The 21,344-nt window shown below is 75.0% G+C and carries 19 protein-coding genes; 9 read left to right on the forward strand and 10 right to left on the reverse strand.

Translation table 11 applies throughout. The annotated features are described in order from the left end of the window. Position 1 precedes the first annotated feature (1 nt). A complete protein-coding gene (locus HS045_RS12905) occupies positions 2 to 235 on the reverse strand; it encodes an RNA polymerase subunit sigma-70 (RefSeq protein ID WP_068901296.1) in 234 nt (77 codons plus the stop codon). Between the two features lie 137 nt (positions 236 to 372). Between HS045_RS12905 and HS045_RS12910 the strand changes: the two genes are divergently transcribed. Beyond that, the gene (locus HS045_RS12910) at positions 373 to 2,061 is read left to right on the forward strand and encodes an ABC transporter ATP-binding protein (protein WP_196451541.1); all 1,689 of its coding nucleotides are present in this window, start codon (positions 373 to 375) and stop codon (positions 2,059 to 2,061) included. 141 nt (positions 2,062 to 2,202) lie between these two features. Further along, positions 2,203 to 3,954, forward strand: a complete 1,752-nt coding sequence (locus HS045_RS12915; protein WP_196451543.1) for an ABC transporter ATP-binding protein — start codon at positions 2,203 to 2,205, stop codon at positions 3,952 to 3,954. Positions 3,955 to 3,993: 39 nt separating this feature from the next. Here the strand turns inward: HS045_RS12915 and HS045_RS12920 are convergent, their stop codons facing one another. After that, positions 3,994 to 6,063 (reverse strand): S9 family peptidase, encoded by a 2,070-nt coding sequence (locus HS045_RS12920; protein ID WP_196451545.1) that lies wholly within the window; start codon positions 6,061 to 6,063, stop codon positions 3,994 to 3,996. Between the two features lie 185 nt (positions 6,064 to 6,248). On the opposite strand from HS045_RS12920, the gene mshB reads away from it, so the two are divergent. Genes mshB through rraA form a run of 5 tightly spaced genes read left to right on the forward strand, consistent with a single transcriptional unit; the run spans position 6,249 to position 9,149 of the window. Further along, positions 6,249 to 7,154: an N-acetyl-1-D-myo-inositol-2-amino-2-deoxy-alpha-D-glucopyranoside deacetylase gene (gene mshB / locus HS045_RS12925; protein ID WP_196451547.1), complete on the forward strand. Its 906-nt coding sequence runs from the start codon at positions 6,249 to 6,251 to the stop codon at positions 7,152 to 7,154. 11 nt (positions 7,155 to 7,165) lie between these two features. Beyond that, a complete protein-coding gene (locus HS045_RS12930) occupies positions 7,166 to 7,666 on the forward strand; it encodes a DUF6113 family protein (protein WP_196451548.1) in 501 nt (166 codons plus the stop codon). Between the two features lie 36 nt (positions 7,667 to 7,702). After that, positions 7,703 to 8,179 carry a flavin reductase family protein gene (locus HS045_RS12935; RefSeq protein WP_196451550.1) on the forward strand — a complete coding sequence of 159 codons (477 nt, stop codon included), beginning with the start codon at positions 7,703 to 7,705 and terminating at the stop codon, positions 8,177 to 8,179. A 17-nt stretch (positions 8,180 to 8,196) separates the two neighbouring features. Next, positions 8,197 to 8,646, forward strand: a complete 450-nt coding sequence (locus tag HS045_RS12940; RefSeq protein ID WP_196451551.1) for a hypothetical protein — start codon at positions 8,197 to 8,199, stop codon at positions 8,644 to 8,646. A 23-nt stretch (positions 8,647 to 8,669) separates the two neighbouring features. Continuing rightward, positions 8,670 to 9,149, forward strand: coding sequence for a ribonuclease E activity regulator RraA (gene rraA, locus HS045_RS12945; RefSeq protein WP_196451553.1), 480 nt, complete (start codon positions 8,670 to 8,672; stop codon positions 9,147 to 9,149). Between the two features lie 216 nt (positions 9,150 to 9,365). Here rraA and HS045_RS12950 read toward each other — a convergent pair whose 3' ends face one another. The 8 genes from HS045_RS12950 to HS045_RS12985 form a co-directional block, all read right to left on the reverse strand. Beyond that, a complete protein-coding gene (locus tag HS045_RS12950; RefSeq protein WP_196451555.1) occupies positions 9,366 to 9,842 on the reverse strand; it encodes a GNAT family N-acetyltransferase in 477 nt (158 codons plus the stop codon). Between the two features lie 108 nt (positions 9,843 to 9,950). After that, positions 9,951 to 11,036 (reverse strand): hypothetical protein, encoded by a 1,086-nt coding sequence (locus HS045_RS12955; RefSeq protein ID WP_196451556.1) that lies wholly within the window; start codon positions 11,034 to 11,036, stop codon positions 9,951 to 9,953. A gap of 48 nt (positions 11,037 to 11,084) precedes the next feature. Beyond that, positions 11,085 to 12,932: a sigma factor-like helix-turn-helix DNA-binding protein gene (locus tag HS045_RS12960; protein WP_196451557.1), complete on the reverse strand. Its 1,848-nt coding sequence runs from the start codon at positions 12,930 to 12,932 to the stop codon at positions 11,085 to 11,087. Between the two features lie 48 nt (positions 12,933 to 12,980). Beyond that, positions 12,981 to 15,047: a UvrD-helicase domain-containing protein gene (locus HS045_RS12965; protein WP_196451558.1), complete on the reverse strand. Its 2,067-nt coding sequence runs from the start codon at positions 15,045 to 15,047 to the stop codon at positions 12,981 to 12,983. A gap of 3 nt (positions 15,048 to 15,050) precedes the next feature. After that, positions 15,051 to 17,333 carry a hypothetical protein gene (locus HS045_RS12970; RefSeq protein ID WP_196451559.1) on the reverse strand — a complete coding sequence of 761 codons (2,283 nt, stop codon included), beginning with the start codon at positions 17,331 to 17,333 and terminating at the stop codon, positions 15,051 to 15,053. Between the two features lie 121 nt (positions 17,334 to 17,454). Continuing rightward, the gene (locus HS045_RS12975) at positions 17,455 to 18,207 is read right to left on the reverse strand and encodes a methyltransferase domain-containing protein (RefSeq protein WP_196451560.1); all 753 of its coding nucleotides are present in this window, start codon (positions 18,205 to 18,207) and stop codon (positions 17,455 to 17,457) included. Between the two features lie 129 nt (positions 18,208 to 18,336). Continuing rightward, a complete protein-coding gene (locus HS045_RS12980; protein WP_307827496.1) occupies positions 18,337 to 19,422 on the reverse strand; it encodes an ABC transporter substrate-binding protein in 1,086 nt (361 codons plus the stop codon). Positions 19,423 to 19,487: 65 nt separating this feature from the next. Further along, a complete protein-coding gene (locus HS045_RS12985; RefSeq protein WP_307827497.1) occupies positions 19,488 to 19,661 on the reverse strand; it encodes a hypothetical protein in 174 nt (57 codons plus the stop codon). Positions 19,662 to 19,821: 160 nt separating this feature from the next. Here HS045_RS12985 and fdxA point away from each other — a divergent pair, with 160 nt between their 5' ends. Both fdxA and dapC read left to right on the forward strand, forming a co-directional pair. After that, on the forward strand, positions 19,822 to 20,148 hold the full coding sequence (gene fdxA, locus HS045_RS12990) for a ferredoxin (RefSeq protein ID WP_062339033.1): 327 nt from the start codon (positions 19,822 to 19,824) through the stop codon (positions 20,146 to 20,148). A gap of 107 nt (positions 20,149 to 20,255) precedes the next feature. Beyond that, positions 20,256 to 21,335, forward strand: coding sequence for a succinyldiaminopimelate transaminase (gene dapC, locus HS045_RS12995; protein ID WP_196451563.1), 1,080 nt, complete (start codon positions 20,256 to 20,258; stop codon positions 21,333 to 21,335). Positions 21,336 to 21,344: the final 9 nt, after the last annotated feature.

The following is a 21,344-nucleotide window of genomic DNA, read 5'->3' on the forward strand; positions in this document are numbered from 1 at the left end:
CCTACTTCTCCCTTCTGAGGAGACCGCGGCCCCCCGCGTACTTCTTGTGCACCGCCTGTTTGGAGACCTCCAGGCAGTAGGCGATCTCCTGCCAGGACCAGCCCTGCTCGCGCGCGTTCTCCACCTGGAGGGCCTCCAGTCGGTCGACGAGCATCCGCAGCGCCCGCACGGCCCGCAGGCCGACGGCGGGGTCGCGGCTGCCGGCGTCGGAGGCCAGCTGTGCCGTATCGCTCATGACGTCAATGTAAGTTGACGGAGGCCTTTAGTCAACTCTTGTTGACGAAGGGCCGGCGTGCGGGCCGGCGTGCGGGCCGGCGTACTGACGGAAAACGGTTTGCTGCTCAGAGGGGAATTTGTCAACCTGGACGGGCCATGCGCTCCTTACCCGCCGCTGATCCCGGCATCCCCGACGCCCGAAGCCCGGTCCGCTACCTGCTCTGGATCGCCCGCAACCAGGCCGGTCCCCTCGCCGTCGGCATCGCCTACGCCGTCCTGTGGTGGCTGGCGATGGCGCTGGTCCCCGCCGCCGTGGGCAACGGCATCGACGCCATCGCCGGCAAGGACCTGCCCGGACTGCTCACCTGGAGCGCCCTGACGTTCGCCCTGGGCGTCGCGCAGGCGGTCACCGGGGTCATGCGGCACCGGATGGCCGTCTACAACTGGCTGAGCGCCGCCTACCGGACGGTCCAGGTCACCGTCCGGCAGGCGACCCGGCTGGGGGCGACGCTGCCCCGCCGGATGTCCACCGGCGAGGTGGTCAGCGTCGGCAACTCCGACATCGCCCACATCGGCAACGCGATCGACATCCTGCTCCGCGGCACCGGCGCGGTCGTCGCCGTCGCCGCGGTGACCGTCATCATGTTCCGGATGTCGCCGGTGCTCGGCCTGACGGTGCTGGCCGGCGTCCCGCTCATGGCGGTCGCGGTGGCGCCGCTGCTCAAGCCGCTGCACCGGCGCCAGCACGCCCACCGCGACCTGCAGGGCGAGCTGTCCACCCGGGCCGCCGACATCGTCGCCGGCCTGCGCGTGCTGCGGGGCGTCGGCGGCGAGCAGGTCTTCGCCGACCGCTACGCCGCCGAGTCGCAGCAGGTACGGCGTGCGGGCGTCCGGGTGGCCGCGGTGGACTCGGCGCTGGAGGGCGCGCAGGTCCTGCTGCCCGGCCTGCTGATCGCCGCCGTGACCTGGCTCGGTGCGACCCTCGCGCTCCAGGGCCGGATCACCCCGGGCGGCCTGGTCACCTTCTACGGCTACGCGGTCTTCCTCGTCGCCCCGATGCGGACCCTCACCGAGGCGGCCGACAAGCTGACCAAGGGGCACGTCTCCGCCCGCCGGGTGGTGCGGATCCTGAGCCTTGCGCCGGAGATGACCGGCGGCGCCGCCCGATCGGACGGCGGCCTGCTCCGCGACGTGGCCTCCGGGGTCGCGGTCCGCCCCGGCGCGTTCACCGCCGTCGCGGCGGCCACGCCCGAGGAGGCCGTCGCCGTCGCGGAACGGCTCGGCCGCTACGCCGACGGCGACGTGGACTTCGGGGACGTGCCGCTGGACACGCTGCCGCTCGCCGAGGTCCGCCGCCGGATCCTGGTGGCCGACAACGGCGCGCGGCTGTTCGCCGGGGTGCTCCGCGACGAGCTGGACGCCGCGGGCACGGCCTCCGACGACGATCTGGCCGAGGCGTTGCACGCCGCGTGCGCCGAGGACGTCGTCGAGGCGCTCCCCGGCGGCCTGGACGCGCCCGTCGCCGAGGCCGGCCGGGAGTTCTCCGGCGGCCAGCGGCAGCGGCTCCGGCTCGCCCGGGCCCTGGCGGCCGACCCGGAGGTGCTCATCCTGGTCGAGCCCACCAGCGCCGTCGACGCGCACACCGAGGCCCGCATCGCCGACCGGCTCGCCAAGGCCCGGCAGGGCAGGACCACGCTGGTCTGCACGACCAGCCCGCTGGTGCTCGACCGCGCCGACCACGTGATCTACGTCGAGGACGGCCTCGCGCGCGCCCAGGGCACCCACCGCGAGCTGCTGGCCGCCGCGCCCGCCTACGCCGCCACCGTCACCCGAGGAGAGGACTGATCCGTCGTGAGCGAACGAGCGGACGGACCGGTCACAGGACCCGCCGCAGGACCGGCGACAGGACCGGCGACAGGACCCGTCGCAGGACCGGCGACAGGACCCGTCGCAGGACCCGTCGCAGGACCGGTCGCAGGACCGGCCGTGCCGGACGGCGGGCGGATCCTGCCGGTCGCCGACCGGGCGCAGGTCCGCGCCTACGCCCGGCGGCTCACCCTGAAGTACCCCCGGGCGCTGGCGGCGGCCCTGGCCCTGCACGGCCTGGCCGCCGCCTGCGGCCTGGCCGTGCCGTGGCTGCTGGGCGGGCTCGTCCAGGACGTGCACGACGGCGCCGGGGCCGATCCCGCCGCGGTGGCGCTGGCCGTGGCCGGCTTCCTGGCCGGCCAGGCCGTGCTGGTCAGATACGCCGTCTACGCCTCCTCCGCGCTCGGTGAGAAGGTCCTCGCCGAGCTGCGCGAGGAGTTCGTCGGCCGGGTGCTCGGGCTGCCGCTCTCGGTGGTCGAGCGCGCCGGGTCGGGCGACCTCATCACCCGGACCTCCCGGGACGTCGACTCGCTGTCGCGGACCGTGCGGCACGCCGTCCCCGAGACGCTGATCGCGCTGGTCACCTGCGCCGTCACGGTCGGCGCGCTGGTGCTGGTGGGCCCGCTGCTGGTGCTGCCCTCGCTGCTGGCCGCCCCGGTGCTCTGGTTCGCCACCCGGTGGTACCTCAGGCGCGCCCGGGACGGTTACCTGCGGGAGAGCGCCGCCTACGCGGACATGACCGACGGCCTCGCCGAGACCGTCGACGGCGCCCGCACGGTGGAGGCGCTGGGCCTGCAGGAGCGGCGCCACCGGCGCACGGACGCCGACATCGCCCGGTCGTGGGCGGCCGAGCGCTACACCCTCGGCCTGCGCACGGTCTGGTTCCCGGCGGTCGAGTTCGGCTACGTGATCCCGATCGTGGCCACGCTGGTCGCCGGCGGCGCGTTCTACATCGAGGGCTGGGCCTCGATCGAGCAGGTCACCGCGGCCGTGATCTACGTGCAGCAGCTCATCGACCCGCTCGACCGGCTGCTCATGTGGATCGACGAGCTCCAGGTCGGCGGGGCCTCCATGGCCCGCCTGCTGGGCGTCTCCGAGGTGCCGGACGACCGGGAGGCCGGCACCGCCGCCCCGGACGGCCGGGAGCTGCGGGCCGAGGGCGTGCGCTACGCCTACCGCGGGGGCCGCGACGTGCTGCACGGCATCGACCTGGCGATCCGGCAGGGGGAGCGGCTGGCCGTGGTCGGCCCGTCCGGCGCGGGCAAGTCCACGCTGGGCAGGCTGCTCGCGGGCATCCACGGCCCGCGTGCGGGGAAGGTCACGGTCGGCGGCGCGCCGCTGGTCGAGCTCCCCCTGGACGACCTGCGCGGCCAGGTGGCCCTGGTGACCCAGGAGCACCACGTGTTCCGGGGCACGCTCCGCGACAACCTGCTGATCGCCCGCCCGGAGGCGGACGACGACGCCATCCGGGTGGCCCTCGCGGCGGTGGACGCCGGAGAGTGGGTCGCGGCGCTGCCGGACGGCCTGGACACCGCCGTCGGCTCCGGCGGCGCGGAGGTCTCCCCGGCCCGGGCCCAGCAGCTGGCGCTGGCCCGCCTGGTCCTGGCCGACCCGCACACCCTGGTCCTCGACGAGGCGACCTCGCTGATCGACCCGCGCGCGGCCCGCCACCTGGAGCGGTCGCTGGCCGCGGTCCTCGACGGCCGCACGGTGATCGCCATCGCGCACCGCCTGCACACGGCGCACGACGCCGACCGGGTCGCGGTGGTCGAGGGCGGCCGGATCAGCGAGCTGGGCTCCCACGACGAGCTCGTCGCCGCGGGCGGTTCCTACGCCGCCCTGTGGAGCAGCTGGCACGGCACGCCGCGGTAGCCGTACCCGCCCGGACCGGGTACGGCGGGCCGGACCGGCTCAGCCGACGCCGAGGGACCTCTTGAGGAAGTCGACCTGGAGCAGGAGGAGGTTCTCGGCCACGACCTCCTGCGGGGTCATGTGGGTCACCCCGGACAGCGGGAGCACGTTGTGCGGGCGGCCCGCCGACAGCAGCGCGGAGGACAGCCGCAGGGTGTGCGCGGCGACCACGTTGTCGTCGGCCAGGCCGTGGATCAGCAGGAGCGGCCGGTCGAGCTTCTCGGCGTCGGCGAAGAGCGACGAGGCGTCGTAGTGGCCCTCGTCCGGCTGCCCGAGGTAGCGCTCGGTGTAGCAGGTGTCGTAGAGCCGCCAGTCGGTCACCGGCGCTCCGGCGATGGCCGCGTGGAACACGTCGGGGCGGCGCATCACGGCCAGGGCCGCGAGGTAGCCGCCGAAGGACCAGCCCCGGATGGCCACCCGGGACAGGTCCAGGTCGTCTCCGAAGCGCTCGGCGACGCCGTGCAGGGCGTCCACCTGGTCGTCGAGGATCGGCCCCGCCAGGTCGTGCAGGATGGCCCGCTCGAACTCCGGGCCCCGTCCGGGGGTGCCCCGGCCGTCGGCGACGATCACCGCGAACCCCTGGTCGGCGAACCACTGGCTGGTCAGGTAGGCGTTGGAGGCGGCCAGCACGCGCTGGGCGTGCGGCCCGCCGTACGGGTCCATCAGGACCGGGAGCCGGGCCGAGCCGGGCACGTGGCCGCTGGGCAGGACCACGGCGGTGGACAGCTCGCGCTCGCCCGCGCGGATCAGGGAGACCCGCAGGTCCAGGCCGTGCCGTTCGGCGTGCGAGGCGATGTGGCCGCGCGACCGGTGGTGGTGCAGGACCTGGACCGCCGGGCCCTCGGTGCCGAGCGTCTGACCGACGAGCACAAGGGTGCCGCCCGCGGCGCGGCCGGTGTAGACGCCGCTCTCGGGCGGGCTGACCAGGGTGATCCGGCCGTCGCGGTAGGCCCAGACGGCGATCTCGGCGGGGTCGCCGCCGCTGGCCCGGAAGAGCACGGTGTCGCCGTCGACGTCGAGGACCTCGCGGACCTGGAGGGTGGGCGGGGTGACCGGTTCGTCCCCGATGACCAGCCGCCGCCCGCCGCCGGAGTCGGCGACCCAGACCAGGGCGCCGTCGGACAGGTGGCCGGGCACGCCGGTGACGATCTCCACCCAGGCGTCGTCGGTGTCCTCGCGGACGAGGGCCGACCCCCCGGTGGCCGGGTCCACCCTGAACAGCTTCATCGACCGCTGGTCGCGGGAGAGGGTGACGATCGCCAGGCCGTGGGCGTCCCAGCGGGCGTCGACGAGGTACTCGTCGGTGAAGGGGACCGGGACGCGGGAGCCGCTCAGGCCGAGGACGAAGAGCTCGACCGTCGCGTTCGGGGTGCCCGCGGCGGGGTAGCGCTGCGGGACGGCGGGCCGGGACGGGTTCGCCGGGTCGGCGACGAACCACTCCTGGACCGCCGACTCGTCGGCCCGCGCGACCAGCACCGCGTCACCCGCCGGGGACCACCAGTGGCCCCGCATGCGGTTCATCTCCTCGGCCGCGATGAACTCCGCCAGGCCGTAGGTCACCCCGGCGCCCTCGGGACGGGCCAGGGCGTGGTCCACCCCGTCCGCCAGGTCCTGCACGTGGAAGGCGCCGCCGGTCACGTAGCCGACGTAGCCCCCGTCGGGGGACAGCCGCGGATCGATCACCGGGCCGGGCGTGGTCAGGCGGCGCACGCCCGCGGTCTTCAGGTCCACCGCGTACAGCCCGCCGGCGAGGGTGAAGACGGCCGTGGCGACCGCGCCGTCGGTGCTGTAGCCGACGATGCCGCCGGCCTGCTCGCGGCTGCGCTCGCGGCGGGCGCGCTCCTCCGGGGGCAGGTCCTCCTCGTCCGCGGCGAGCGCGCGCGGATCGGCGATCAGCCGCTCGCGGCCCCCGGCGACGTCGAACTCCCACAGGCAGGTGACCGGGTCCGAGCCGCTCCTCGTCCGCAGGAAGACGACCCGGGAGCCGTCGGGCGAGATCGTGAAGCCGCGCGGCACCCCCAGGGTGAAGCGGCGGGTGCGGGCGTGCAGACGAGGGAAGCTCTCACTCATGCCGCCCATCCTGCCAGCTTGACAACGCATTCCACGGTGCGCGCAGGCGTTCGAGTGAAGGCTGTTATGAAAGAAAATGGGCATACGAGACTTACGGCGCGAATTACCTGTCCCCGGGGGGCGCCTGCGGCCCATACGTTCCTCCGCGCCCCGGCCGTCCGCGACGCCCCGATACGCTCTGAGTCATGAACGATCGGCGCCTGCTGCTGGTACACGCCCATCCCGACGACGAGACGATCGGCACCGGGGCCACGATGGCCAAGTACGCCGCGGAGGGCGCCCACGTCACCCTGGTCACCTGCACGCTGGGCGAGGAGGGCGAGGTCATCCCGCCGGAGCTCGCCCATCTGGCCGCCGACCGCGACGACACCCTGGGCGCGCACCGCGTCGGCGAACTGGCGGCGGCCTGCGCGGCGCTCGGCGTCGCCGACCACCGCTTCCTGGGCGGCGCCGGGCGCTGGCGCGACTCGGGCATGATGGGCGCGGCCTCCAACCACCGCCCGAACGCCTTCTGGCAGGCCGACCTCGACGAGGCCGCCGGGGAACTGGTGAAGGTGATCCGCGAGGTGCGCCCCCAGGTCCTCGTCACCTACGACGCCAACGGCTTCTACGGCCACCCCGACCACGTCCAGGCCCACCGCGTCTCCTGGCGGGCCTTCGAGCTGGCCGGCGACCCCGCTTTCGGCGAGGGCGAGCCGTGGCGGATCGCCAAGTTCTACTTCACCGCGATGGCCAGGTCCGCCATCCGCCGGGCCACCGAGGTGATGCGCGAGACGGGCGCGGCCTTCCGGATCGCCGAGGTCGAGGACCTGCCCTACGGCTGCGCGGACGAGGACGTCACGACCGAGATCGACGCCCGCGAGCACGTCGGCGCCAAGCTGGAGGCGATGCGCGCGCACGCCACCCAGATCAGCGTGGACCCGCCCTGGTTCGCCCTGTCCAACGGCGTCGGGCAGCAGGCGTTCGGGGTCGAGCAGTACATCCTGCGCCGCGGCGTGCCCGGACCCGCCGGACCGGGGGCGCCGGTCGAGTCCGGCGGCATCGGCGAGCCGTACGACCGCGAGGACGATCTGTTCGCGGGCATCCACTAACCTCGGTGGTCGTGGAGGGAATTCCGGAGAGGGGCCCCGAGACGGGCCCTGCGACGGGCCCCCGGGCGGGCGGGGGGCGGACGCCGACGGCCGCGGGGCCGTCCTCGGCGCCGGTCGCCGTGGCGGCCTACGCCGTCCTCGGCCTCCTCGGCGCCCTCATGGGCCTCCTCGGCGGCTTCCAGCACTCGTGGTACCTCCGGCCGGTCCCGGCCTCGGCCATCGGCTGGGTCCTGGCGCTCTTCGCCGTCTGCCACGGCGCGGGGCGCGCGATGGGCGGCCGGGGCGGGGCCATGGCGCCCGCGGGGGGCTGGCTGGCGGTCACGACGCTCTGGCTGTCGGCGCGCCCCGAGGGCGACCTGGTCATCGCCGACGACGTCTCGGGCTACGTCTACCTGTACGGCGGGCTGCTCGCCGTGCTCGCGGGCGTCCTGCTCGTCCCGGCGGGCGCCGGGTCGTGGCTGCTCAGCGGCTACCCGCACGGATCGCACCCGGTGAGATCGGATTCGCCCTGATTGCGTAGGGTGGCGTGCGTGCAAGGTGAGCAGCCAGTGGACCGTGACGCCTACCGCAGGGCCGTCGGCCGTTTCGCGACCGGCATCGCCGTCGTGACCACCAGGCTCGACGGGATCGACCATGCGATGACCATGAACTCCTTCGCGTCGGTCTCCCTGGACCCGCTGCTCGCGCTGTTCTGCGTGGAGAAGATCGCCCGCTTCCACGCCGCGGTGCTCGCCGCCGGAGTGTGGGGGGTCTCGGTCCTGCCCGACACCGCCGAGGACGTCTCGCGCCTCTTCGCCCACCGGGGCCGCCCGCTCGAAGGCCAGCTCGACGGCCACCCGCACCACCGCGGCGGGCTCGGCGTCCCGCTGCTCGACGGCGCGCTGGCCACCCTGGAGTGCCGGACCACCGCCGTCCACGACGCCGGGGACCACTCCATCCTGGTCGGCGCGGTGCTCGCGGTGGCGACCCCGGCGGAGGGCTCGCCGCTGCTCTACCACGAGGGCCGCTACCGCCGGCTGGCCTGAGGGCGCACAATCGCCGTATGCGACGGTGGCACCGGGCGCGGCGGGCGCTCAACTACGCGAACCTCTCCACCCCGCTGGGGCTGCTGGTGGCCCGCCTGGGCCGCGCCCGGCTGACCGCCGGTCCGGACGGCCTCCTGCTGGCGTACGGCTACCGCATCCCGTTCCCGGTGGCCGGGGCGTTCACGGTCGGCAACGTGGTCCTGACCCGGCACGGGGAGGGCTACCTGACCGGCGCCCTGCTCCGCCACGAGGCCCGGCACGCCTCGCAGTACGCCGCCTGCGCCGGCCTGCCCATGCTCCCGCTCTACGCCGCCGCGGTGGCCGTCTCGGTGCTGGTCTGCGGGAACCCCGGCTCCTGGAACGCCTTCGAGCGCCTGGCGGACCTGGAGGACGGCGGCTACCCCCGCACGCCGCCGTGGTGGACCCGGGCGCGGCGCGGCGGACGACCCGGGCGGGACGGGCCGTGACCGCGTCCGGGAGAATGCGGCCCATGGAGTTCACGACCGCCGACCTGATCGACGCCCACGGCGACGTCCTGGCGAGCTGCGTGACGCAGTTCCGCTCGTACGGCCTGCGCGCCCGCTTCGCCGGGCCGATCGCCACCGTCCGCTGCCTGGAGGACAACGCCCTGGTCAAGCAGGTCCTGGCCACACCCGGAGAGGGCCGGGTCCTGGTGGTGGACGGCGCGGGCTCGCTGCGCACCGCGCTGATGGGCGACCTGATCGCCGCCTCCGCCGTCGCCTCGGGCTGGTCGGGGGTGGTCGTCAACGGCGCGGTCCGCGACACCGCCGCCCTCGCCGGGCTCGACCTCGGCGTCAAGGCGCTGGGCTCCAACCCCCGCAAGAGCGCCAAGGCGGGCAGGGGCGACCTCGACGTCCCCGTCACCTTCGGCGAGGTCGCCTTCACCCCCGGCGCCTGGCTCTACAGCGACGAGGACGGCATCGTCGTCAGCCCGCACGCCCTCCCGTAGGCTCCGCCGGCTCCGCGGGCACACTCGGGCTCGCCCACCATGACGGGCACCTTGGCGCGTTCGCGTCGCCCGATCACCACGGCGTCGATCCCGTCCTGCCCGTCGGCCCGCCACCACGGACCGGCCGCGATCACCGGGGGACCGGGTCGTCTGCTCCTGCGAGCGAACTGACACGGCCCGTTGCCGACGTACGGCGTCGGTTGCGTGTCATGCCGGTCAGAGGGTCGCCTCCAGGACCGTGGAGCGGGTCGCGAAGCCGTGGCGCAGGTAGAAGCGCACGGCGCCCTCGTTTCCCGCGTAGGCCGTCACCCCGGCGTACTGCGCGCCGTGTTCGCGCGCCCAGGCCCGGAACTCCGCCACCAGCCGGGCTCCGACGCCGCGCCCCCGGTAGGGCGGCTGGACGTACATGCTGCCGAGCGTCGCGACCGCGACCGGCCGCATCGCGGTGGGACCGGACAGCGATCCGGTCAGGTGGCCGACGATCCGTCCTGCGTCGTCGGCCACCAGGACCAGGCGGGCGGGGTCGTCCATCGCCGCGGCGAACCGGGCCGCGCCGTGCTCGCGCGGCCAGGCGATGTTCAGCGACGGGTCCCGCGTCCCGGCGTCCTCGGCGAACAGCGCCGCGCTGCAGGCCACCACCCCGTCCAGGTCCTGCGCCTGGGCGGGCCGTACGACAACACCGATCTCACTCATGATCGGGACACTAACCGGCGGGACCGACATTCAGCCTGGATCGGGCAGGACGTCAGTACCAGGACTGGCCCTGCGGGGCGTCAGTACCAGGACTGGCCCTGCGGGGCGTCAGTACCAGGACTGGCCCTGCGGGGTGTCGGCGACCTCGACGCCCAGCGCGGCCAGCTCCCGCGTGAGCAGGTCGCAGGCGGCCTGGTCGCCGGACCCGCGCGCGACGCGGCGCCGCTCCAGCAGCTCGGCGGCGCCCGGCGGCAGGGTCCTGGGCCGGCCGATGTCCAGCGGCAGGTCCAGGCCGAGGACCTGGTCCAGGTGGAGGAAGGCCTCGAAGCGCGAGCCCGGGGCGAGCGACGGGTCCGTCTCCATCTCGTCCAGCAGCCGCAGCGCCAGCGGCGTGTCGAGGTCGTCGTCGAGGGCGGCCTCGATCCGGGCGACGTGCTCGGCGGGCATCGGCCGGCTCGGGGACTCCGACCACTCCGCGACGCGGGCCCGCCGGCGCCGCAGCGCCCGGTCGGCGGCGCGCAGGGCGTCCCAGGTGAGGTCCACCGGCTCGCGGTGGCGGTGCTCCAGCAGCGCCAGCCGTACGGCGAGCGGATCGAGGCCCGCCGCGGCCACGTCCCCGAGGGACACGTCCGCCGTCCCGCCCTCGAAGCGCAGCGGTGCGGTGCGGACCGGCCGCCGGGCCGCCCCCGGCACGGCCGCCTCCAGCAGGACGGTCTCCTCGGGGGCGCGCAGGGGGAGGTCCTCCCCGGCGAGGAGGGGAGTCCCCGGGACGACGGCCATCTCGGCGAGCAGGACGGCCGCCTCGCTCCCGCGGGGGGAGTGCTCGGGCGGACGCAGGTTCAGCGCCGTCGTGTCCGCGCCGAACCCCTCGCCGCGGGTCCCACCGGGAGCTCCGCGGTCCGCCCCGCCGTAGGTTCCGCCGGAGGTCTCCGCAGCCCCGCCGGGAAGCCTGCCGGAGGTCTCCGCAGCCCCGCCGGGAAGCCCGTCGGCGTCCCCGGCCACGCGGTACAGGACCACCCGGAGCCGGTGCCGCTCGCACACCCGCCGGACCAGGTCGGCCAGGAGGTGCGCCCGCAGGTCGCCCAGCCGGGCGGGACGGCCGGCGGGCGGGGCGCAGGTGTACATCCGCAGGGAGCGGGCCCCCTCGGGCACGACCCGCTCGGCCCGGCCGCCGGGATCACGGAGTCGCAGCACGGAGCGGCTCCCGTCGGCGGGTCGGGCGGCGTGCGCCGGAAGGGGTCATCAGGCGGTCCCCTCCAGGAAGGCGAGGATGTCGCGGTCGCCGCGGTCCCGCAGCCGGGCCAGGACCTCGTCGCGGGCGGCGCCCTCGGACAGGCCGATGCGTCCGCCGATCAGGCGCAGGCCCTCGGCCTCCGAGGCCACCGGGGCGGTGTAGCCGATCAGGTGCAGGGCCCGGTTCAGCACCGGGATGCCGGGGACCGCCGCGGGCAGGTAGCGGGTGAGCAGCTCGCCGCCGTCGGAGACCGTCAGGAAGACGTGGTCGCCCTCGGAGGCGCCCGCCGCCACCAGGACCGGGCGGATGGAGCCCATGGTCGGCTGGTTGTGCCAGCTGATCACCACGTCGCCCGACGGGGTGGAGGCGGTGAGCTGGCCCCCCGGGGCCATGCCGAGGTAGGCGGCGAAGCCGGTGGGCAGCGGCGAGCCGGAGCCGCGCAGGTGCTCGGCGTTGACGTCCACCCGGTGCCACCAGCGGCCGTCCCTGCTGCGGAAGCAGCGGCGGGTCGAGGCGACGTCGCGGCGCGGCTGGTAGTCGCTCGGCTCGGCCCCGGCCACCCGGATCCACCCGCGCTGGGTGCGCTCGAAGCCGGGACCGCCCGCGTAGGCGCGCACCGAGCTCTCGCTCACGTCGTAGCGGGAGGTCAGGCTGGTGACGATCGTGTTGACCGGCGCCTCTCCACCGGCCCGCTCGATCTCCCGGGCGATCATCTCGCGGATGCCGAGGTACTGCTCGCCGCCCCAGCGCGTCAGGCCGTACTTGTTGCGGTCCAGCCGCAGGAAGCGGTCGTCGGCGGTGAGCTGGTTGCGGATGCCGACCAGGCTGTAGTCCTCGCCGATGCGCTCCTGGATCTCCTCGGGGGTCAGCGCGCCGCCGGCCACCGCGAGCACGGCCTCCGCCTTGTCGTTGACGCTGCGCGGCCAGGGCACCACGTGGTCCTCCAGCACCCGCAACTGGGGCACCGAGACGAGCCACCGCTCGGCCACGTCCTCGCGGATGCCGAGCTGACTGGCCAGCGTGACGGCCTCCGCCAGGGGCCGGGGCCCGTCGGTGAACAGCTGCCGGGTCTTCTCCCGCAGCTCGTCGGCGCCCCCCGCGACCAGCCACCCGTCGACCTGCTCGTAGCCGGTCAGCAGGGTCCGCACGAACCGCCAGGCCGGGATGGAGAGCGTCTTGAGCTCCGTGCGGTGCCACGGCACCGCCGCCGCCAGGTCGTCGGCGGGGACCGCCGAGCCGAGCCGGCCGCGCAGCCACGACACGTGCGCCACCAGCGGGGCCGCGTCCGGGCCGGAGAGCCAGGTGTCCACGTGGTCGCGCAGGTCGCGCTCGATCTGCCGGATGCGCTCGCGCGTCACCGAGAACCGCTGCGCCAGCTCGTCCAGCGTGACCCGCTGGGAGGCGTACAGGCGGTCCCGGGCGATGGCGCGCTGGCGCTCGTCCAGGGTGGCGAAGACCTCGTCGATCAGCTCCGGCAGCGGCCGGTCCGGCCGCGCGGCGGGGACGGGGGCGACGCTGTCCTCGGTCACCGGTTCGAGCAATCGCTCCAGCACCCCGGTGAAGAGTTTGTGCACGGTCTCGCGGCCGAGCCCCTCGGGCGTGTGCACGCTCGACGCCGGGTCGGCGAACCTGAGCAGGGGCAGGACGTCGCCGAGCATCAGATGGCCCCAGCACGACAGGGCGAGGTCGGCGAGCCGCCCCGCGACCTCGGGGGTCCCGACGATGGAGCAGGCACGCTCCAGCGGAAGCGCCTGCCACCACGCCTCGGGGAGGCGGGGATCGTTGGCGATCGGCGCTACCTGGCCGGGAGAGGTCCAGCGCAGGGGTGGCGCGATGTCGCTCAGGCTGAGGTTCATTGAGGTCCAACCGGCAAGGGGAATGTATCCGCAGTTCAGAGTATGTGATCAGAGGGGAAGGAACGGGCTGGCCCGCCCGGAGTGGGAGACGTAGAGCAGCTCCCGCGCCCGGGTGCAGGCCACGTACAGCAGGCCCCGTTCGCGCTGGAGGTCGTGCGCCCGGGCCGAGAGGTCCTCCCCGGCCGGGGTGAGCGAGTCGGGGGCGGGCACCACCCCGTCGGCGACGCCGATCACGGCCACCCGCCGGAACTCCCGCCCCTTCATGCCGTGCAGCGTGCTCACCCGTACCCCCGAATCGCCCAGGGCGGCCCTGGCCTCCCGGACGAGCCCGGCGGTCCTGGCGGCCACGGCGATCTCCGCCGGAGGCACGCCGTCCTCCCGGATCCACCGCCAGACGTGTGCGACCAGGCCGTTCAGCTCGTCCTCCGGTGAGTCGTAGGCGCGGACCACGGGATGCGGGCCGTGTCGGGTGGCGCGGAAACCGTACAGCTCCTGCACTCCGGCCACCAGCCCGTCGGCCGGTCCGCCCCCGCGCAGCCGTACCCCCCAGGAGAGGATTTCCCCCGGAAGGCGGTAGGACACCTGAAGCCGCTGCTGGACCGCGTCGATCCCGAGCGAGGCGAGCGAGACCCGGGTGTCGAGGACGCGCTGGTGCGGGTCGCCCACGATGAACAGGTCGTCCGGCGCGTGCGGCACCGCGGCGCGCAGCAGCCGCCACTGCACCGGGTGCAGGTCCTGCGCCTCGTCCACCACGATGTGCCGGTACGGCTCCCGCCGGGGCGCGGCCTCCTCCAGCAGGTCCCCGGTGGTCTGGCCGAGCAGGAGCGACGCCTCGGCCGCGAGCTGGAGCAGGGTGCGCTTGCCGCGCTCGGCCAGCCGCCCGGTGACGTGCTCGACCGCCGCCCACACGGCGGTCCGCTCCTCGGCGGGGAGCGCGACGCCGCGGCCCGGCCGGGGGGCGGACAGGTACTCCTCCAGGGTGCGCAGGTTCTGCGCCAGGATCACCTGCTCCCACTCGCGCAGCAGGAACGCCGGGCTGCGTCCGCCGGCCGCCTCCCGCCAGAGCGCGCCCAGCTCCTCCGAGCCGACCAGGACGGGCGGGTGCCCCTCGGCGCCGGAGACGATGCGGTGGGCCAGCCGGTCCACGTTGCCGACCTCGACGCGCTTGCGGACCGCCCCGTCCTCGATCAGCAGGTCGAGCCGGGAGGAGAGCTCGGCGCTCAGCCCCTGGGAGAAGGCGACCAGCAGGACCGGGCCCGCGCCGCGCGCGGCCAGGAAGGCGGCCCGGTGCAGGGCGAGGAGGGTCTTGCCGGTGCCCGCGCCGCCGGTGACCAGGACCGGCCGGTCGTAGGACTCCCGGTAGGCGAGCCGGTGCTGGGCGGGGTGCAGGAACACGCACCAGCCGGGTGCGTCGAGCACGTGGTTCAGCTCGCGCGGGTCCGCGGCGAAGACGGCGCGGTCCGGGCTGCGCACGAGCGCGGCGGCGAGGTCGTCGGGGTCGATCGGGGCGGGATCGGGAGCGGGGTCGACCGCGCGGCAGGCGTCCAGTTCCCGCCAGGCCGCGGCGACGGACGCCCCCCGGGCGAGCGCGGCCAGCGGGGCGTACTGCGTCGGCGGCAGCAGCGGCTCCAGCGCCTCCAGCCGCAGCTCGTCGGTGATCGACCGGACCAGGGGCAGGAAGCGGTGGTCGACGCCCAGCTCGATCAGGTCGGTGTCGCAGGTGTCGGCGAACAGCCGGGCCGGGGACGAGGCCGCCGACCGGCGGACCGCCGCCTCCGCCCGCTCCAGGGCCTCGGCGTCCCACACCTCGACGACGCCGAGCACGGGGTTGACCCCGAAGCGGTACCGCTGCGCGTAGGCCCACGCCTCGGCGTCCGGCAGGATCGTCAGCAGCCAGTAGACGTCCCGCTGCCGGACCACCACCCCGCGGTGCCGCTCGGCGAGGCGGAGCGTCGCCACGCGATCGTCCCGGGCGCCCCTGACCCGCTCCGGATGGGGCGCGCCGGCGGCGTTCTGCAGGAACCTGCGCACGGAGACCAGTGCGTCCCGGCGCGCCGGCTGGGGCAGTGCGCCGAGCTCCGCGGGGAACTCCGGGGCGATCGCGAGTCGGGGCATCGGCTACGCCAGCAGGGACTGCAGGTCGCGGTCGCCGCGCTCGCCCAGGCGGGCCAGGAGGTCGGCCTGGCTCACCGGTCCCGTCATCCCGATCCGGGTGGCGATGACCCGGGCGGCCTGCTCGGCCGTGCCGCTCGGCGCGGTGTAGCCCACCAGCCGCAGGGCCCGGGCGATCGGCTCGGTCCCGGGGACCGCGGCGGGCAGGTGCCTGGCGCGCAGGACCCCCTCCTCCGACAGCGTCAGGAACAGGTGGCCGCCCTCCTTGGCGCCCACGTCGTGCAGGAGGAGCACGAGCGACTCCAGGGCCGGCCGGTCGCGCCAGCGCAGCGTCATCTCCCCCACCATGCTGGTGACCGTACGGCCGTCGCCGGGCGCCAGGCCCAGATAGGCGGCGAACCCGCTGGGCAGCGGGCACTCGGCGCCCGCGAGGTGGTCGGCGGTGATGTCGACCCGCAGCCACCAGCGGCCGTCCGGCTGGCGGAAGCAGCGCCGGGTGAGCGACACGTCCTTGAGCGGCCGGGCGACGGCGTCGGGCGGGAACGAGGCCTCGAAGAAGCCGGCGCCGGGGGAGCCCGCGTCCTCGGGCGGGGCCGGCGGTCCCGCGTCGCCGGCCGGTTCCCGGGCGGGCGCCGGAGCGGGGCGCGGGGAGGGCTCCGGGTCCGCGGCCGGGCGGGGTTCCGGGGCGGGGCGGGGTTCCGGGGCGGGCGGGGCCTGCCGCGGGGACGCGCCGTTGGCGCGGCGGGCCGACTCGCCGGCGCCGAGGATGCGCAGCTGCGGCACGTTCTCCAGCCACTCCTTGGCGACCTCGGGGTGGATGCCGAGGGTGGAGACCAGTTCCAGGGCCCGGCCGACGGTCGGCGGGCGTTCGGCGCCGCTGATCAGGTCGCGGGTCCGGTGGCGCAGGTCGGCGATGTCGCCGTCCACCAGCCAGTCGCCGACCAGGTAGTAGTCGGGCAGGGTGGCCAGCACGAACTGCCAGGCGGGCACGTCGAGGGAGTGCAGCTCCCAGGCGTGCCAGTCGGCCGCGTCGATCAGCCGGTCGACGGGCGCGGCCTTGCCGAGGGTCTTCCTGAGCGCGGTCAGGTGGTCGCGGTACGGCGCCGCCTCATCGGAGGCGAGCCAGCGCCGCAGCCGCGCGCGCAGCTCGGCCTCGGCGTCCCGGACCACCTCGGGCTGGACCGCGAAGAGCTTGGACAGCGACTCCACCGCCGCGGGGTCGTCGGTGAAGACCCTGTTCTGCGCGACGGCCCAGCTCAGGTCCTCCAGGTCGAGGAAGACCGCGTCGAGCAGGGCGTGCAGGTCCGACACGCGCCGCGGCGCGGCCGTCCCGGAGGCCCCGTCCTCCGCCCGGTCCGCCTCCTGGGCGTCGTCGTCCTGGGCGTCGTCGTCCTGCGCGTCGTTCCCCGCGTCCTCCGCCGCGTCGTCCGCCCGGTCCGCGGGCGCCGGGACGGCGGCCCGCTCCTTCGGGACGTCGCCGGCCCCGGAGAGCGAGGGCCCGTGCTCGGGCTCCGCTTCGGGCGCGGCCTCCGGCTCCGGCCCGGCCGCGTGCCCGGGGAAGGGCAGGGGCTCGAAGACGCTGAGCCTCGGGGGGCGGCCGGACCCGTGCACGGGTCCGGGGGCGCTCTCGGATGCGGGCGCGGCCTCGGGTTCGGGCGCGAGCACCGGTTCGGGCGCGGCCTCCGGTTCGGGCGCGAGCACCGGCTCGGGCACGGCCTCCGGCTCGGGCGCGCGTACGGGTTCGGGCGTGTGCGCGGGCTCGGGCTGAGGGGCGGCCTCGGGCTCGGGCCGGGGCGCGGGTTCGGGCGTGTGCGCGGGAGTGCGCCCGGACCGGGGGGCGGTCTCGCGCACCGGTTCCGGAGCGGCGCCCCGGGAGCCGCCGGGCACCGGGGAGAGCCGGGCGAAGACCGCGCCGAAGAGCGTGCGCAGCAGCGGGCGGGGCTGGACGAAGGGCTGGTCCCGCAGGTCGTGGCCGGTGAAGGAGAGCAGCCCCGCCCAGGAGCCGGCCCGGTCGAGGGCGATGGCCGTGCAGGGCTCGTCGGCCTCGTCGGGGTCCAGGACGTACAGGGCGGGCAGGACGTCGCCCACCGACGCGGCGGGCCAGTGCTCCAGGGCGATCTCCGTGACGATCTCCGCGAGCCGCTCGGGCCCCAGCACGACGAGCACCGCGGGCAGGGGCAGGCTCCGCCACCAGGCGTCCGGCAGGTCGGGCTGGTCGCGCAGGAGCGGTATCGCGGCCGCGTCGCTCCAGCGCAACGGCGGCACGAGGTCACTCAGACAGACGTTCATCCGCACCCTTCACCAGCACCTCTGATTTGCCCGAGTCACTCCTCGTCGCTGGAGAACGAGACTCATGGAACAGACCATAGTCTGGCAAATCGCCTTAGCGCATCGGGTGGTATCGGCGGGCTCAGCGGCGGACGGCCGCGAACCGGAGCCGCACGTAGTCGGCCATCCACCCGGTCTCCCGCCGCAGCGCGGGCGCTGCCAGCTCGTTCACCCGCCGCAGCAGGGATTCGATCAGCTCCGCCGGGAGCGGGTGCAGCAGCGAACCGGCGAACATCCGGACCCAGTCCGCCGCTCCGTTGGGGCACTCGTCAAGTGGAGTCGGCCGGTCGAAGTACTCGAGAATGCGGACGACGAAGCCGCCCTTCTCCAGCCGGCCGGCGTACTCGGCGGGGGTCGGGAAGTACCACGGGAGGTCCGGATCGGGCAGCCCGTGCTCCCGCCAGGCGGTGGAGACCGCCGCCGTCAGCGCGGCGCAGTTGCCCGCCCCGCCCATCTCGGCCACGAACCGGCCGCCCGGGGCCAGCGCCTCCCGGACACTGGAGATCACCGCGTCCGGCTCGCTGCCCATCCAGTGCAGGGCCGCGTTGGAGAAGACCGCGTCGTAGGGCTGGGCGACCACGAAGTCGCGGCCGTCGCCGACGATGAAGTCCAGCCCGGGGTACTGCGCCAGCGCTTTCTCGATCATGGCGGGGGAGCCGTCGAGTCCCAGGACGCAGGCGCCCCGGGAGGCGATCTCCGCCGTCAGCACGCCGGTGCCGCAGCCGAGGTCGACGATGCGCTCCCCGGGCCGGGGGTCCAGCAGGTCGACCAGGGGGGCGCCGTGCGCCGAGACGTATCCGAAGCCGCCGTCGTAGGTGCGAGCGTTCCATGTCATCAGGCTCGGCGTGTCGTATCGCACGATGATCAGCTCACATTCCGAGGCCGTCCGGCCCCACGCCGGTACCCACCGGACACTTTAGAGCCTCGGACATCGTGCGACGTAGCAGTCACGCCTGTCCCGCGGTCACCCGGCGTCGCGGTCCCACTCCCGCATGATCACGGCCTTCGCCGCGTCGGTCTCCGGAACGGTGAGGACCACCGGCCGGGCCTTCGTCGCCGGGAGCCGGGCGGCGAGCTCGGCGTCCAGGGTGCCGGCCATCCGCATGGCCTCCATCCGGACGGGCCGGGCGTACCCCTTCAGGAACAGGTTCTGCCCCCGGTCGGAGAACAGGAACTCCTGCCAGAGCCGGGCCGCGGCCGGGTGGGGCGCGGTGGCGCTGACGGCCTGGACGTAGTAGGAGGCGATCACGGCGTCGCCGGGGATCGCCACCTTCCAGTCGGGCCCGCCCGCCTCCGGCCTCCCGGCGGCCCGCGCGGCGTTGAGGAAGTCCCAGTCCAGCACGACCGAGGGCGGCCGCCCGCCGGTCGCGAGGTTCCCGGCCGCCGCCAGGTCGTCGAAGAACCGCACGCCCCGCGCCGCGTCGGCCCGGCCGCCGCGCAGGGAGGCCGTCATCACGGCGCCGAAGGCGGCCGCGTTCCGCCGCGGGTCGCCGGGGAGCCACACGCCGTGGCCCGGCTTGAGGAGGTCGGCGTAGGAGGCCGGGGCCGCGACCCGGCGCGCGTCGTACCCGATGGACAGGTAGCCGCCGTAGGCCGCGTACCACGTGCCGGAGTGGTCCTTGAGGTGGTCGGGGAGGTCCTGCCAGCCGCGGACCTTGTACGGGGCCAGGGAGGCCGCCTCGGCGACCGCCACCTCCAGGCTCAGGTCGAACACGTCGGGCTTGAGGTGCCCGGCCGCCTCGATCGCCCGCCGGCCGCTCGCGCCGGGTTCGAGCTCGTGCACCTCGATGCCGTACTCGTCGGAGAAGGCGTCGATGACCTCGCCGTAGTTCACCCAGTCCCGGGAGAGCCCGACCACGTTGAGCGAGCCCTCCTTCCTGGCCGCCTCGACGAGGCGCTCCATGCTGGTGAAGCCCTCCTCCAGGGAGGCGGCCTGGAGCTTGACCGGGGGCAGCGGCGTGCCCTCGGTGGCCGGCGCACCGCCGCATCCGGTGATCGCGGCGGCGAGGATCACGGCGGTGGCGATGGCGAATCGGGTGCATGCAGTCACACCGCGCATACTCTTGGCGGTGATCGGGGCGGGTCGAGGAGGCGCGGCCGTTCTTGGTGAACGGCTTACGCCCGGCCCGGGACGACTTTGGCCGCCACGAGCGTCCGCTCGTCGATCTCGACCAGGGAGCCGTCGCGCCTGCGCACGCCGAGCACGCCGTCCCGCCAGAATTCCAGCTCGCCGACGGCGTCCCGGAAACCCTCCGGGACCTTTCTCCGGGTCGTTACTCTTTTCCCCACGTCAGAGAGGGTTATCGTGATACTGAGGCGGGCGCCGAGGCCAGGGTTCATCGCGTTTGCCCCCCTCCCGTTTCAGAGTCCCGGTGAGCACGGCAATACTAGGGCGTAGCAACCCGCGGTCGAAGTCGTGCCTAGGTGCGTAAAGAAGAAGGAGCCCGAGGTGACCTACGTCATCGCGCAGCCTTGCGTGGACGTGCTTGACAAGGCGTGCATCGAGGAGTGCCCCGTCGATTGCATCTACGAGGGCGAGCGCATGCTCTACATCCACCCCGACGAGTGTGTGGACTGCGGTGCGTGCGAGCCTGTCTGCCCCGTCGAGGCGATCTTCTACGAGGACGACCTTCCCGAGCAGTGGAAGGACTTCTACAAGGCCAACGTGGACTTCTTCGAGGACCTCGGCTCGCCCGGCGGCGCCTCCAAGGTCGGCAAGATCGAGAAGGACCACCCGATCGTCGCGGCCCTGCCGCCGCAGGCCGAGGACCACTAGCCGGCCGCGGGCGGGGGCGGCGCGCGAAGCCGCGGCCCCCGCCGACCGGACCCACCGACGACCTTTCCCCCGCTCGCCCCGGGCCGGGGGCGCTAGCGGAGAGAACTGTGATCGGGCTGCCTGACTTCCCCTGGGACCGCCTCACGCCGTACAAGGAGCTGGCGCTGCAGCATCCCGGCGGGATCGTCGACCTGTCGGTGGGCACCCCCGTCGACCCGGTGCCCGACGTCGTACGGCGGGCGCTGGCGGACGCCTCCGACAGCCCCGGCTACCCGCTGACCTACGGCTCCGAGCGGCTGCGCGCCGCCGCGGCCGGGTGGCTGCGGCGGCGGCACGGCGTGGTCGTCGACGCCGCGGCCGTGCTGCCGCTGATCGGCTCCAAGGAGTTCGTGGCCTGGCTGCCGACGCTGCTCGGCGTCGGGCCCGGCGAGCGGGTGATCTTCCCCGAGCTGGCCTACCCCACCTACGACGTGGGCGCCCGCCTGGCCGGCGCGGAGCCGTACGCCACGGACGGGCTGGTCGCGCTCGGGCCGGAGCGCGTGCCGCTGGTCTGGGTGAACTCCCCGTCCAACCCCACCGGCCGGGTCCTGCCCGCCGAGCACCTGCGCAAGGTCGTCTCCTGGGCGCGCGAGCACGGCGCGGTCGTCGCCTCCGACGAGTGCTACATCGAGCTGGGCTGGGAGGAGGAGCCGATCTCGATCCTCCACCCCGACGTGTGCGGCGGCTCCCACGAGGGACTGCTCGCGGTGCACTCGCTGTCCAAGCGCTCCAACCTGGCGGGCTACCGCGCGGGCTTCGTCACCGGCGACCCCGCGCTGGTCAAGCGGCTGCTGGAGGTCCGCAAGCACGCGGGCATGATGGTCCCGGCGCCGGTCCAGGCGGCGATGGCCGCGGCGCTGGACGACGACGCGCACGCCGCCGAGCAGCGGACCCGCTACGCGGCCCGGCGGGCGGCGCTGCGCCCCGCGCTGGAGGCGGCGGGCTGGCGGATCGAGCACTCCGCCGCCGGGCTCTACCTGTGGGCGTCCGACGGCACCGGCTGCTGGGACCAGGTGCGCACCCTGGCCGAGAAGGGGATCCTCGTCGCACCCGGGGAGTTCTACGGCACGGCCGGTGGTGGACATGTCCGGATCGCCCTGACGGCGAGTGACGAACGGATCGGTGCGGCGGTGCTCCGCCTCCAGTAGGATCGCGCG

Source organism: Planomonospora sp. ID82291, from assembly GCF_015711645.1.
GTDB lineage: Bacteria > Actinomycetota > Actinomycetes > Streptosporangiales > Streptosporangiaceae > Planomonospora.